Source organism: Streptomyces sp. DSM 120436 (assembly GCF_055778765.1).
This window is the reverse complement of record NZ_JBSKBS010000001.1, coordinates 1,909,589-1,922,078: the sequence shown is the minus strand read 5'-3', so window position 1 is coordinate 1,922,078 and position 12,490 is coordinate 1,909,589. Positions and strand designations below refer to the sequence as shown.

At 71.7% G+C, this 12,490-nt stretch carries 10 protein-coding genes; 2 read left to right on the top strand and 8 right to left on the bottom strand.

The features are described 5' to 3' along the window. Nucleotides 1-675 precede the first annotated feature (675 nt). The 4 genes from ACWH4W_RS08825 to ACWH4W_RS08810 form a co-directional block, all read right to left on the bottom strand. Nucleotides 676-1,065 carry a hypothetical protein gene (locus ACWH4W_RS08825; RefSeq protein ID WP_473075247.1) on the bottom strand — a complete coding sequence of 130 codons (390 nt, stop codon included), beginning with the start codon at nt 1,063-1,065 and terminating at the stop codon, nt 676-678. Nucleotides 1,066-1,230: 165 nt separating this feature from the next. After that, nucleotides 1,231-1,557 (bottom strand): hypothetical protein, encoded by a 327-nt coding sequence (locus ACWH4W_RS08820; RefSeq protein WP_473075246.1) that lies wholly within the window; start codon nt 1,555-1,557, stop codon nt 1,231-1,233. 800 nt (nt 1,558-2,357) lie between these two features. Continuing rightward, nucleotides 2,358-3,986 (bottom strand): recombinase family protein, encoded by a 1,629-nt coding sequence (locus ACWH4W_RS08815; RefSeq protein WP_473075245.1) that lies wholly within the window; start codon nt 3,984-3,986, stop codon nt 2,358-2,360. A 195-nt stretch (nt 3,987-4,181) separates the two neighbouring features. Beyond that, complete coding sequence (locus ACWH4W_RS08810) at nt 4,182-5,921, bottom strand: tetratricopeptide repeat protein (protein WP_473075244.1); 1,740 nt, start codon at nt 5,919-5,921, stop codon at nt 4,182-4,184. 159 nt (nt 5,922-6,080) lie between these two features. On the opposite strand from ACWH4W_RS08810, the gene ACWH4W_RS08805 reads away from it, so the two are divergent. Further along, nucleotides 6,081-6,587, top strand: coding sequence for a DUF6668 family protein (locus ACWH4W_RS08805; RefSeq protein ID WP_473075243.1), 507 nt, complete (start codon nt 6,081-6,083; stop codon nt 6,585-6,587). Then, nucleotides 6,584-7,750, top strand: a complete 1,167-nt coding sequence (locus tag ACWH4W_RS08800) for an amidase family protein (RefSeq protein ID WP_473075242.1) — start codon at nt 6,584-6,586, stop codon at nt 7,748-7,750. The genes ACWH4W_RS08805 and ACWH4W_RS08800 overlap by 4 nt, the downstream gene beginning before the upstream one ends. Here the strand turns inward: ACWH4W_RS08800 and ACWH4W_RS08795 are convergent. The 4 genes from ACWH4W_RS08795 to ACWH4W_RS08780 form a co-directional block, all read right to left on the bottom strand. Further along, a complete protein-coding gene (locus tag ACWH4W_RS08795) occupies nt 7,740-8,636 on the bottom strand; it encodes an ABC transporter permease (protein WP_473075241.1) in 897 nt (298 codons plus the stop codon). The two genes, ACWH4W_RS08800 and ACWH4W_RS08795, sit on opposite strands and share 11 nt — an antisense overlap. After that, a complete protein-coding gene (locus ACWH4W_RS08790) occupies nt 8,623-9,612 on the bottom strand; it encodes an ABC transporter ATP-binding protein (protein ID WP_473075240.1) in 990 nt (329 codons plus the stop codon). Before ACWH4W_RS08790 ends, ACWH4W_RS08795 begins: the two co-directional genes overlap by 14 nt. Nucleotides 9,613-9,656: 44 nt before the next feature. After that, nucleotides 9,657-10,883 carry a LolA family protein gene (locus tag ACWH4W_RS08785; protein ID WP_473075239.1) on the bottom strand — a complete coding sequence of 409 codons (1,227 nt, stop codon included), beginning with the start codon at nt 10,881-10,883 and terminating at the stop codon, nt 9,657-9,659. Between the two features lie 255 nt (nt 10,884-11,138). After that, nucleotides 11,139-12,149, bottom strand: coding sequence for a polyprenyl synthetase family protein (locus tag ACWH4W_RS08780; RefSeq protein ID WP_473075238.1), 1,011 nt, complete (start codon nt 12,147-12,149; stop codon nt 11,139-11,141). Nucleotides 12,150-12,490: the final 341 nt, after the last annotated feature.

Below are 12,490 nucleotides of genomic sequence, written 5' to 3'. Positions count from 1 at the left end.
ATAGTCATAGGTAACCGTCTACGCGGCCCGGCGTTCCGCCCGGTTGCGCCGTGCCCACTCACGCTTACGGGCGCGTTCCCGCTCTACCTTGCAGCCATCGCATATCTGCGGCCAGCGCCGAGACGAGACAGCGGGACGGGTCACGGTGAATTCGTGGCTGCACTCCTTGCACGTGCCGGTGTATCGCTTCACGCCGTTCGCCATATCGACCCAACCGGCGGATGTAGTCCACCGCTTACTCACGCTGCGAGTCTGAGACTGCCGACGAACAGCCAACCGCGTAAGGCGCTCAGCGGCGCTGTGCAGCTCCCACAGGGGCCGCCAGGGGTCATCCAATGCGTCACGCAGCGAACGGGCCTCAGACGCGCGCACAGCGATCTCGGGATACGGCTGCGCAATGTCGGCACGGCGGCCTAGTAGCCGGTGGGATTCCGCCTCAGCTTCACGGACTAGGTCACGGGTGATGTATCCCGACTCTTCAATTGCAGCGCGGGCCGAGGTGGCCGACGGGTCAAACTCGATTCCTAGTAGCGAGGCTGCGGCAGCCCAATTGGAAGCGCCGTGAAAAGACATGAATTTCCTTTCGAGTATTAAAAAACCCCGGAAGCCGGCGGTCGGCTGGGGGTTGGGCGAACGGACCACCCCTAAACGTTTAGGGGTGGTCATCGGGAACTATCAGGAAGCGGCGCGCTTACGCAGTCGGTAAGCCTTTGTCTTGTGCGCGTTGCAGCAGTAGCGGCGCGCACGCCCTATGCCGTCCCAACCGGTGTTGTTCTCACAGCCCTCTAGTTCGCAGATGGCTTCCCAGCGCGATTCCTCGGCCTTGTTGCGTTCGTCTACAGCGCACACCGGAGAACAGAACCGCTGTCGCTTGGTGTCCGGGTAAAAGTCACGTTCACAGTAATCACACTTGCGCTTCCCCAACAGCGCGCCACCGTTCATCTGTGTCATGCGCTTGTGGGTCTGTCGGCACGCATTCGAGCAGTAGCGTTCCTGTCGGCCAGACAGCGAGCGGAAGCAGATCACGCAGTTGGATTCATGAGCCTGCCATGCGTAGTAACCCATTTTTCGGTTCCTCCTCGGTGAGTCGGGGAGGTGTGACGTTTCGCTGTGCAGATGACACGGTGACCTCGGCACTAAAGGACTTCTCCATGTATCCGGGTGCATACTGTGTCTCTTACATTTAGAAACGTCACACCAACATAAAAGAAAGAAAAACTAGAGACCGGTTCAGCCCTCCCGCTGTGCCCGGTCCTTACGTGCGCGGTACGCGGCGCGGTCCTTGCAACGACGGGAGCAGTAGAGGGCCGGTCGGCCGATTCCCTTGTCTGGCACGGTGTTTGAGCACTCGGGACCAGCGCAACCACCGACGGGGAACAGCACTGCGTTAACCAGTTCCAGCGCTTCCAGCGTGGCCGCGTAAACCTCGTGCGCTGTGGGGTGGCCGCTCGGTAGCGCGTCATAGGCCAGCGACTCGGCCCGCTGAATGGCTACGCGTATTGCGGCGTAACCACTCTTGGGCGTCCGCTTAACTCCGTCGTAACTCTGCTCGGTCATGGGTTGATTCCTCTCAAGTCCGCTGAAGGGTTAGGTGATTCCGCGTAAGTCCGCGTAAGGGGTAGCTGTCGCGGGGTGAGTCCCGCGTAAGTCCGCGTAAGGGGAACCCCATTCCGCGAAAGTCCGCGTAAGTAGGCCAGAGAAAACCCCCGCCATCGACTGACGGGGGTTTCTCCGGAGGAGACGACAGAACGTTTAGGCTGTCTTTTCGGCGTACCCGATGAGCAGCGCCAGGCGGGCCGCCTGTAGGTCGGGGGAGTTGCCGAGGTTCGCGCGGAATACTCGGACCAGTCGGCCCCGCTTAGTTCGCGGTTCCTTGGCCCATGCGTTCATGCGAGCGCTCAGCGTTTCAAGGTCGATAGTGTTCGTGATCGGCACCGCGTATCCCTCCCGTTTCTCTCCTAGCGGGCGGTTCCACGGATCAGAGAGCGTGTGGCTTGCGCGCTGTCGGCAGGAATGCCGGAGGAACGGCCGTCCGGGCATGGGTTGTTGCTGGGCCGTTATGTCGTTCCTGAAAAACCGTCAGATTTGGGCCGGCTGTCACCTATTGTGACTCTACGTAGCGCTTTGGTTACAGGCTCCCTCAGTGCCTCTCTGACGGCCGATCCGGGGTCCGGCCGAGGGATTGCCCAACCGTCCGGCGAACAGCGGGCAGACGGCCGTCTGTGGCGTCCCTCGGGGCCGGTAGGCGTAGCCACGTCTCGGCCCTCGGTGCTGGCACCGCTGTGCGCCGTTCTGCGGGCATGGGAAAGGCCCGGCGGGGAGGTTTCCCACCGGGCCCCTGAAAGCCTCTCAGCGCGCTACACAGCCTCAGCAAGAGCAGCGGCGAGGTAATCGCCAGCGTCGGCGTGGTCGGCGTCCCGCAGCGTGAAGACGACCCGCGATTCGTCCAGCCGTCGCCAACCGCCCGGCCGTCCCCGCTTTACCGTGAGGTGTGCGCCAGCGTCCAGCAGCATTCGGCGGCGTCCCGCTGTGTCGGCGTCCCGCCATTCGTCGGCGTACGTGCGGCCGGTGCTGATCACCTCTCGCCGGGCGGGAGTTGCCGGGGTTTCCTCCAACTCGGCCAACCGAGCGTCGAGGGCGTCCGCCCGGCGCTGCCATGCCTCACGCGCTGCCCGCGATTTCTGCCGCCCTTCCTGCCGCTGGTGTTCCTCAAACTCGGCCAGCGTCGCCGCAATTTCGGGGGCCGGGTCATACCCTGGAATCTCGATAACGCGAGTCACGTGCAGCCCGCCGACCGCAGCGAAGAATTCCCGCTCCGCGTATTCGTCAGCCCAATCTCCCCGAACATTCGCCGGTGCCTCGCAAACGTCCCCGCGCGCATGGCTGTTGCACTTGTAGGTGGGCGTCTTTCCGGTCTGCGCGTTGAGGTACATACGGCCACCACAGCTCACGCAGTGAATGACCCCGAGCAGTAGCGCGTTTGTGTCCTTACGCTCACGGTTGTTGATGCTGCGGGAGTCGAGCAGCGCGCCGACCACGTCGTATTCAGCGCGGGTCAGGATCGGGTCAGTGGTCGCCATGATCGGCCGACCCTCGCTGTCCCGCACCGGCTTGCCGTCGTGCATCTTCCAACCGAGCAGCGCGGGAGAGCGGAGCATCCGGTTAATCATGGCCGGGGTCCACTTGAAACGGTCGCGGGTTACCGCGCGCTGACCCTTGGCACCGCCCGTCTTTCCTCCGGTCGTCCGACCCTTGACCAGTGCCCACCAGTCACGGGGAGACGGGATTCCCTCGGTGTTCAGTTCCTCGGCAACAGCGCTTGCAGTTTTGCCGTTCACGTTCCGTGCCGGGTCCCCCATCAGGTCACGGATGATCCGTTCAATGACAGCAACCGGGGCCGGACCGCATCCGGGGATTTCCTCGGTGGCCGGTGCCAGCGTCCACCCGCCGGATTCCAGCGGAACGGGAACGTATCCGTAAGGCGGACGGGAACCGCGCCACCGGAGATCCATTCCGCGCATTGCAGCCTGTGCGCCGAGGACACGTTCACGGATGGACTGTGCCTCGAATTCAGCGGCGAACGCGAAGATTTGGAGAATCAGTTGAGTGATCAGATCTACGCCACTGCGGAAATCCAGCGTGAGACGGCCGCCCGGTCCCTCGGCGAACACGATCACTTTCCGGTTTTCGCGCGCCCACTGAACCAGCGCGTTCATGTCGGCCATGCTGCGAACGGCGCGATCGAAACGCCAGAAACACAGCACGTCGAAATCGTCGGGACGGGCAAGCCACGGGCCAAGCTCGGGCCGCTCAAACGGCGTGGTCTTGGACGCGCTGACGCCGAGGTCTACAGCCTCCCCGATGATCTGCGCACCGACGGATGCGGCGGCGGTCTCGTTCGCCTCTCGCTGGCGTCCGGGGGAGGTGGTTTCGTCGGTCTCCACCGACAGACGGATTGCTGACAGCGCGCGGGGTTGGTTGCTCATACCGTCCCCCGAGCGAGTCAGCACACCGGGGACGGACGCGAATCCCTCGCTGTTCTGCGTAGCCGGTGCGCTAACCGTGCTGACCTGCGCTTTTGCTGCCATCGGGCGTATCTCCAGAACCGCTAGACACGCGTGTCGGGAGACCCGGAGGGGAACGAGTTCTGCCTCCACTAGCGGGCGTCCCCGGGGGGCGGCTCAGTCCTCCAGGTCGCGGGCGCGGGCGGTGAGGCGGTCCATGCGGGCGCGTACGGAGTCCAGTTCCTCCGCCTCGTCGGCGGCGGGACCGCCCTCGGCGGCCAGCCCGGTCCACAGCGCCGTCAGCTCGCGCCCCAGCTCCAGCCCGAGCAGGGGATCGCGCACCCCGCGCCATGCGGTGGCCGCGCTGCGGACGTTGCCGTAAGCGGCCTCCGCGTCGCCCGCGCGGCGGCAGACGACGGCGAGGTCGAGGGAGAGCCGGAAGGCGCGCAGCGGTTCACCGGCCAGGTAGGCGATGTACGCGGTGAGCTCGCGCAGGCGCAGCACCTCCGGGTGCTCGGCCCCGAGGGTCCGCGAGGCGTGCTCCAGGGTGTCGTGGGCGAGGTGGGCGGCCGTGTCGATCCTGCCCGCCCGCACGGCGTCGTTGATGCGCTCCATGGGGTCGGCGAGGGGGCTGCCGGCGGGGGCGGCGGGCTCGTCGCCGAGCACGGCCTCCGCGATGGCGTCGAAGCCGCGCGGTGGGGCGGGGCGGGGGTCCGGGTCGGCGTCGGGCACGGCCGCGAGGTCAGGTTCGGGTGCCGTGTCGCGCCCCTCGGCGGGGTACGGCCGGGCGTTCATGTCCGGGGGCGGCCCGAACACGCCCAGGGGCGGCGCGACGGTGCCGGGCGGGAGACCGCCGGCCGGCGGCGGCGTCACCCTCCGCAGCCGGAAGGTGGGCGGGGAGTCGAAGGAGGCTTCCGTCCCGGGGATGGGACGCAGGGGGAAGGTGGGGGTGGCGTCCCGCACGGGGGCGGGGGGCGCCGGGATTTCCGGCTCCGGGGCGGGGGACGCCGAAACGGCGCCGGGGGCCGGCGGGGCAGGGGAAGCCGCCTGGGTCCCGGGCTCCGGTACGGGAGCGGGAGTGTCCGGAGCTGCCTGCTCCGGGGCGGAGCCGGGGGCCGGCGGGGCTGCGGGCTCGGAACGGAAACGGTCAGGAGCCGCCTGGGAGTCGGGGCCTCCGCCGGCGTCAGCGGTCGCCGGGGGCGTCGAGACGGAGCCGGAAGCCGCCGAAGACCCCGGCTCCGGGGCGGGACCGGAGGTCACCCGTCCCTCAGGCTCCGGGACGCGACGGAGCGCCTGCGGGGCTTCGGATTCCGGGACCGAGCGGAGCAGGTGGGTCAGGCGGTCGGTGTCCGATCCGGAGGCCGGCCCCTGGGGCACCGCGTGCTCCGACCCGGGCGTCGACGACCGCTGCGCCGCCTGCTCCGACCCGGAGGCCGATGACCGGGGCGCCGCATGCTCCCGCTCGGGCGCCGGCCGCGGGGGCGTCCCCGGAGCCGGCGGTATGCCGGGGCTCGGCGCCCCGGGGGCCGGCGTCCCGGGGGCGGGCGTCCCAGGAGCCGGCGTCCCGGGGGACGCCTCTCCCCGTGCGAGCGGGCCGTGCAGCTGGGCCGGCTGGGCCGTGAAGGTGCTGGAGCCGTCCGGGGCGACCCGGAGCGGGACGACGTACCCGATGCGTTCGTCGCGCACGGTGGCGTGGACGGCGCGGCCGGCGGCGACGGCGATGCGGTGCAGGCGGTTCAGCACCGTCTGCTGGATCTCCTCGCCGGGGCCCGCGATCACCCGTACGCCGTCGACGAGGGCGCCCGGCCCGCCCGACCCGTCGGCCGGGACGCGGACGTCGACCGGCACCGCCGCGCGGTGCGCCGCGTCCGTGGCCTGCTGCTGTTCCCGCTTCTTCCCGCGGCTGAGTCGAGACATCGTTCCCTCATTCGGGTCGTACACCTACCGTCGAGTGTGTCCGCTCGCGCGCTCTGCGCACGTCACCGCGTTGTCACAGGCTCGTCCCAAGGGCCGTCGGCCCCGGTTCCGCGCCGGGCGCGGGGCATGGACGATCGAGCCGGCGAGCAGGAGAGGGACATGCGAGCAGGCACGGGACAGGGACCGGAGATCTGGCTGCGAGGGCCGGTGACGGCACCGGAGGCGGACCCTCCGGAGCCGGTGCCCGCCCGTGCGACGGCCCGGCGCTTCTCCTGGGTCGGTCTGCACGGCGGCGCGGGCGTCTCCACGCTCGCCGCGGTCTACGGCGGGCACGACTGCGGACGCTCCTGGCCCGGGCCCGACGCCCCCGGCCCGGTGCTGCTCGTCGCCCGCACCCATGCGGCCGGACTGGACGCGGTGCCGCCGGCCGTCGACCTGTTCCGGCGCGGTGAGGCCCCGCACGGGCTCGACCTGGACGCCGTCGTCCTCGTGGCGGACGCGCCGGGGCGGCTCCCGCGTCCCCTCGCGCACCGGGTGCGGCTGATCGAGCCGTTGATCGACGTGTACCGGGTGCCGTGGGTGCCCGACTGGCGCCTCGGCGACCTGGGCGGCAGGCCGCCGCGCGGAACGGAGCCGCTGGCCCGTCTCACCGGCGTCCCGCGGTGAGCGGGGACGGCGCGCGGGAGATCGCCGCCGCCGTGCGCGCGGGCGCGTGCCGGGCCGTGGACGTGGTCGCGGAGGCGCTCGCGCGGATCGAGCGCGCCGATCCGGTGCTGTGCGCGTTCCTCGACGTGTGGGCCGAGGAGGCGCTGCGGCGGGCGGCGGAGGTGGACGCGCGGGTCGCCGCCGGGGAGTGCCCGCCGCTGGCCGGGGTGCCGGTCGCGGTCAAGGGGCGGCACGGCCGGCGCGCGGCGGAACCGCTGCTCGCGGCCGGTGCGGTCGCCCTGGGCGCCACCTCCGTGCCGGGTCCGGGGACGCCCTGGCAGACCTGGGGACTCGGGGCGCGTGGCCGTACCGTCAACCCGTGGCGGGCGGACCGCACGCCCGGCGGGTCCTCGGCCGGGGCGGCGGTGGCGGTGGCGGCCGGGCTGGTGCCGCTGGCGACGGGCGCCGACGGCGCGGGCTCGGTGCGCATCCCGGCGGCGTGGTGCGGGGTGCTGGGGCTGAAGGTCACGGGCGGCCGGCTGCCGTCGGGCGACCGTACGGGCCTCGCCGCGCCCGGGATTCTCGCGCGTACGGCGGCGGACGCGCGTCTCTGGTGGCGGGTCGTTTCCGAGCGGGCCGGGCCCCCGGCGCCGCCCCGCTTCCCCGTCACCGCCGTCTGGTCGCCCGACCTGGGTTTCGCCTCCCCCGCCCCCGGGCCCGTCGCCCTGGCGCGGGAGGCGGCCGAGCGGCTCGTCGAGGCCGGGGTGGTACGCCTGGTGCGGCCGCCGGAGCCCCCCGCGCTCCTCGACCCCGGCCCGGCCTGGCTGGCCCTGCGCACCCCGGGCGCCGATCCCGCCGGCGCCCACCGCGTCCGGGCCGCCAACGACCGCCGTCTGCGCGGCATCCTCACCCACGCCGACCTGCTGCTCACTCCCACGGCGCCCACCGCGCCGCACGGCCACGACGGTCCCGGTGACACCTACTCCACCGCGCTCACCTGGGCGTTCAACCTCAGCGGTCATCCCGCGCTGAGCCTCCCGGCCGGTGTCGGCGCCGACGGCTGTCCGGCGGGGCTGCACCTGGTGGCGGCCCACGACCGGGAGGACCTGCTGCTGGCGGCCGCCCGGGAGGCGGAGCGACGCGGAGCCGCCGCCGCGCTCACCCCGGCCGCCTCTACGCCGTGACGTCCTTCGTCGTGAACCGTGCCCAGGCCGCCGAGCCGAAGACGGCGGCGTAGAGGGCCTGGAGGCCGAGGTTCCTGGTGAGGTCGTCCCGGTGGACGGGCTCGCGCAGCAGGTCGGCGAAGGACAGCCAGTGGTGGGAGAACAGGTACGGGTGCAGGGCGTGCAGCTGGGGGATCTGGTCGAGGATCTGGACGGTGATGAGCAGTCCGACCGTGGTGGCCATCGCCGCGATGCCGCTGTCGGTCAGCGTGGAGACGAACAGGCCGAGCGCCGCCACGCCGAGCAGGGACGCGGCGACGACCAGGGCGATCAGCAGGGCCCGGACCAGTCCCTCACCGAAGCCGATGCGGGTGCCCGAGAGGGTGGTGACGTCGCCCAGCGGGAACAGCAGCGCGCCCACGGCCAGCGCCGACCCGGCCACCACCAGGGTGGCGGCCAGACAGAACACGACGACCGTCGCGTACTTGGTGAGCAGCAGCCGGGTGCGGCCGGCGGGGGCGACCAGCAGGTAGCGCAGGGTGCCGGCGCCCGCCTCGCCCGCCACGGCGTCGCCCGCGATCACGCCGACCGCCATGGGCAGGAAGAACGGCAGGGTCGCGGCGAGCGCGGTGAAGACGAGGAACAGGCCGTTGTTGGTGATCTGCGAGACGAAGGCGGGTCCCCCGCCACCGCTCCCGGCGGACGACCCGTCGCCGGTCTCGATCCGCACGGCGATCCCGACCAGCACCGGCACGGCGGCCAGCACGCCCAGCAGGGCGAGGGTGCGCCAGCGGCGGAAGGTGGTGCGCAGTTCGTCGCGGAACAGCCCGAGGGTCCACAGCGGACGCGGTCGCACGGCCTCCTCCGCTTCCGCGCCCGTCCCGCTCGCCGTCTCAGCCCGCGACATCGAACCCCTCCCCGGTCAGCGCCACGAACACGTCCTCCAGCGAGGCCCGTTCCACCCCGAGGCCGCGCACCCGCACCCCCGCCGTGACCAGGGCCACGTTGACCTCGGCGAGGTCCCGCGCGGGCGGCTCGGCGCTCACCCGGTCACCGTCCGCCACGACGTCGGCGAGCCCCTGTGCCTTCAACAGCCGCGCCGCGTCCGCCGGGTCGGGCGTGGTGATCACCAGACGGCCCCGGGCGCCCGCGGCCAGCTCGGCGACCGGTCCCTGCGTGATCAGCCGGCCCCGCGCCATCACGGCGGCGTGCGTGCAGACCTGCTCGATCTCGTCGAGCAGGTGGGAGGAGAGGAAGACGGTCGTGCCGTCGGTGGCCAGTTCGCGGACCAGGGAGCGGATCTCCCGCATGCCCTGCGGGTCGAGGCCGTTGGTCGGCTCGTCCAGCACCAGCAGCCGGCGGGGCCGCAGCAGGGCGGCGGCGAGTCCGAGGCGCTGCTTCATGCCGAGGGAGTACGCGCGTGCCTTCCGCCCGGCCGCGGCCGTGAGGCCCACCCGGTCCAGGGCTGCGGCGACCCGCGCCTTGCGGGTGCGCGGATCGGCGGTGGGGTCGGCCGCGTCGTGGCGGAGGAGGTTGTCGCGGCCGGAGAGGAAGCCGTAGAGGGCGGGGCCCTCGATGAGGGCTCCGACGTGCGGGAGGACGGCGCGCGCGGAGCGGGGCATGGGGCGCCCCAGCACGTGCGCCGTCCCGGAGGTCGGCTCGATCAGGCCCATCAGCATGCGGATGGTGGTGGTCTTGCCGGAGCCGTTGGGGCCGAGGAAGCCGAAGACGCTGCCCGCCGGGACGGTCAGGTGCAGGCCGTCCACGGCGAGCTGTCCGCCGCGGTACCGCTTGGTCAGTCCGCGGGTGACGACGACGCCGTCACCCGCGGACCGCCCGTCGCGCGTCTGCTCCGTGGCGGACGTGGCGGACGTGGCGTCCATCGGCTCCCCCGTTTCCCTCGGTACGGCGGCGGGCGCGGGGCCTGCTACTCGCCCGCGTCGGCCGCCTTCACCAGCGCGTCCTTGGTGACCGTACCCACGTAGACCGTGCCGTCCTCGGTGATCAGGGCGTTGACCAGGCGGGTGCCGAACACCGTGCCGGTGCCGAAGTCGCCCTCGACCCGCTCGCCGAGCGAGCCGAGGAAGCCGTCGAGGTCGCCGCCCGCCTCGCCGGTGGGCAGGCCGCCGCCGGAGCCGGTGTCGAAGGTGGCGACCGTGTTCCAGCCCTCGCCGAGCGTCTTCAGCCCGTCGAAGCCCTTGGCCAGGTCCTCCTCGGACTTCGGGCCCCGCTCCGGCTTCCCGAAGTCGCCGCGGTCCCGGCCCTGTTCGGTGTCCTCGGTCACCTTGGCGCCCTTCGGCGGGGTGAACTCGAACGTGGAGGCGTCCGGGCGGTCGAAGCTCACCTCGGTGAAGCCGACGTCCACGACGGCCGAGCCGCCGCTCGACGGGGTGAGCGTGAACTTCAGCGGCAGGCCCGTCTCGTGGTCCACGGCGATGCTGACGGCGCCGACGGTGGAGCCGGACTGCCTGGGCTCGACCACCAGCCGGTAGGCGTCCCGGCCGGCCACCTGGGCGGTGCCGTCGACCTTCACGGACGTGGTGTCGTCGACCGCCTTCAGCGCCTCCTCCGCGAAGTCCTGGGGGAGGGCCGGGGGCCGCTGCTCGCGCCGTTCGGACGCGTCCGGCGCGTCGACGGTGGTGTGGTAGACCTCGTTGGACGCGCTGTCGTAGCCCCAGACGTCCTCGCCGTTGTGGATGAGGCTGTACTCGGCCGCGTTCTCCAGCAGTGACAGCTTCTGGCGTTCCGGGCCGTCGGCGGCGACGCGCAGGGTGTGCGTGCCGGACGCCAGCTCGGTGAGCCGGCCGGACGGGTCGGCGGACGAACCGCCCTCGCCGTCCTCGCCCAGCGCCCCGGACGCGAGGCCGCTCTCCAGGCCGCCGAGGTTCGGCAGTCCGAGGTCGGTGGTGATCTTCACGGTGCCGGACAGCCGCTCCACGTCCGACTGCGCGATCTTCTCGATGAGCTGCGCGGCGGTGATGTCCGGCAGGTCGGGGTCGCCGGAGTCGGCGAGCGCCGGGACGAGTCCGATCGTCGCGGCCGCCACGCCCATCACCGTGACGGGGACGACGTACCGCGCTGCCCTGCGGCGGCCGGCGCGCGGCTCCTCGACCTCCCCCGCGGTCGTCGTGTCGTCGGATGCGTACGGTGCCATGTGTGCCCTCCGTCGTCGGCGGCGGCTTCCGTCCCGTGTCCTCGCACCAGTCCGGTCCGAGCCGCCATTCTCACCCGAACCGGTGAGAAGTGGTGTTGTCCGTCGTGGTCCATCTGACCGCATGCGCGGGGCGGATGCGTCAGACCGCGGACTCAACTGCGCGTACTGCTGCGGTATGACACGGCACGACGGCGCCTCCCCCGCCCCGTAGGGGTCGTCCGGGTCCGGGAGGCGTACGGGGGACGGCCGGACGGGTCAGCCGGCCCGGTGCACCACGGCGTCGCACATCTCGACGAGCGCCGTCTTGGCGGGGCCGTCGGGCAGCGGGGCGAGCGCGGCGCGCGCCTCCTCGGCGTAGCGCACGGTGTCCCGGCGGGCCTGGCCCAGCGCGGGGTGGGCGCGCAGCAGCCGCAGCGCCTCGGCGTGCCGGGCGTCGTCGGTGAGGTCGGAGTCGAGCAGCTCGCACAGGGCGAGGTCCTCGGCGAGGCCCAGCCGGGCCGCCCGCTCGCGCAGCCGCAGCACGGGCAGGGTGGCGATGCCCTCGCGCAGGTCGGTGCCGGGGGTCTTGCCGGACTCGTAGGAGTCGGAGGCGATGTCCAGGACGTCGTCGGCGAGCTGGAAGGCGACGCCGAGCCGCTCGCCGTACTGGGTGAGGATGTCCACCACCGTCTCGTCGGCGCCGGACATCATCCCGCCGAACCGGCAGGAGACGGCGACCAGGGAGCCGGTCTTGCCGCCGAGCACGTCCAGGTAGTGGTCGACCGGGTCGCGGCCGTTCTGCGGGCCCGCGGTCTCCAGGATCTGGCCGGTGACCAGCCGCTCGAACGCCTCGGCCTGGACCCGCACCGCCTCCGGGCCGAGGTCGGCCAGGATGTGGGAGGCGCGGGCGAAGAGGAAGTCGCCGGTGAGCACGGCGACCGAGTTGCCCCAGCGGGCGTTCGCGCTCGCGACCCCGCGCCGCACCTCGGCCTCGTCCATCACGTCGTCGTGGTACAGCGTGGCCAGGTGGGTGAGTTCCACCACGACGGCCGACGGCACGATGCCGGGCGCGTAGGGGTCGCCGAACCGGGCGGAGAGCATCACGAGCAGCGGACGGAACCGTTTGCCGCCGGCCCGCACCAGGTGCTGGGCGGCCTCCGTGATGAAGGGCACCTCGCTCTTGGTGGCCTCGAGCAGCCCTTCCTCGACAGCCGTCAATCCGGCCTGGACATCGGCTTCCAGAGCCTGGTCCCGCACGCTCAGCCCGAACGGCCCGACGACGGTCACGAGGGGTCTCCTGTCTGCTGGTGTCTGCTGGCGGTTACACGGTTTGTCGATAGGTCGCTGCCACCACTCGAGTCAGCGTATCCGGTCATGTTTCGATCACCGCCAGGGCCCGGGGTCACAAGCAAGGCGATACGGGAGCAGAAGCGGAGTGTTTTTGATCGGGCAATGACAAGGGACATACCTCGACTTCCCGGACACGGCGGCCCGTGGACCATCCTGCCCCACCCGTGAGTCCGATTTGCCGCGATCGCCCCTCTAATTCACCTTGGCCGCAAATGCCCCCACGGTCGTCGCCCCGTGAAGTGAGTCACGCGCCCGCCGGCCGTCCGGTCACCCCCGCA

What these genes read in the sequence shown, in the direction of transcription:
- ACWH4W_RS08825 (WP_473075247.1), bottom strand. Translation starts at nt 1,065, where the DNA reads ATGGGTTACTACGCATGGCAGGCTCATGAATCCAACTGCGTGATCTGC.
- ACWH4W_RS08820 (WP_473075246.1), bottom strand. Translation starts at nt 1,557, where the DNA reads ATGACCGAGCAGAGTTACGACGGAGTTAAGCGGACGCCCAAGAGTGGT.
- ACWH4W_RS08815 (WP_473075245.1), bottom strand. Translation starts at nt 3,986, where the DNA reads ATGAGCAACCAACCCCGCGCGCTGTCAGCAATCCGTCTGTCGGTGGAG.
- ACWH4W_RS08810 (WP_473075244.1), bottom strand. Translation starts at nt 5,921, where the DNA reads ATGTCTCGACTCAGCCGCGGGAAGAAGCGGGAACAGCAGCAGGCCACG.
- ACWH4W_RS08805 (WP_473075243.1), top strand. Translation starts at nt 6,081, where the DNA reads ATGCGAGCAGGCACGGGACAGGGACCGGAGATCTGGCTGCGAGGGCCG.
- ACWH4W_RS08795 (WP_473075241.1), bottom strand. Translation starts at nt 8,636, where the DNA reads ATGTCGCGGGCTGAGACGGCGAGCGGGACGGGCGCGGAAGCGGAGGAG.
- ACWH4W_RS08790 (WP_473075240.1), bottom strand. Translation starts at nt 9,612, where the DNA reads ATGGACGCCACGTCCGCCACGTCCGCCACGGAGCAGACGCGCGACGGG.
- ACWH4W_RS08785 (WP_473075239.1), bottom strand. Translation starts at nt 10,883, where the DNA reads ATGGCACCGTACGCATCCGACGACACGACGACCGCGGGGGAGGTCGAG.